This window comes from Bacillus cereus group sp. N21 (assembly GCF_016483395.1).
In the GTDB taxonomy this organism is placed as follows: Bacteria; Bacillota; Bacilli; order Bacillales; family Bacillaceae_G; genus Bacillus_A; species Bacillus_A pseudomycoides.
The window spans coordinates 1-341 of the sequence record NZ_JAEHBX010000287.1; the positions used below are offsets into that span (position 1 = coordinate 1).

Genomic DNA, 341 nt, shown 5'->3' on the forward strand with positions numbered 1-341 from the left:
TGATATCCGTCTACTGGTTGTTCTTTCACTTCATATTTGTAGGCAGCGCCATTCGCATCGTATGCCGCTAAGTCTTTGAATTCATACTTCCAGCCGCTTGCTTCACTTACTTCTTGCGTGCTGATGGCCTGACCATTTTGTAGTAAGTCTACCTTAATCATCGTCGGACGATCCTTCGCATTATCGTCTTTCCACGTTTTTGTTCCTTCTACTTTTGTTTGACCTACTTTTGTATTTGTGATGTCGTAACCGTTCACTTCGGATTGATATCCGTCTACTGGTTGTTCTTTCACTTCATATTTGTAGGCAGCGCCATTCGCATCGTATGCCGCTAAGTCTTT

General features: G+C 43.1%; 1 protein-coding gene. It reads right to left on the reverse strand.

Annotated features, from left to right (window positions below; translation table 11 throughout):
• Positions 1–341, reverse strand: a 341-nt coding sequence (locus JDS96_RS30880; protein WP_199669137.1) for a Cna B-type domain-containing protein, incomplete at both ends; no start/stop codon positions are given.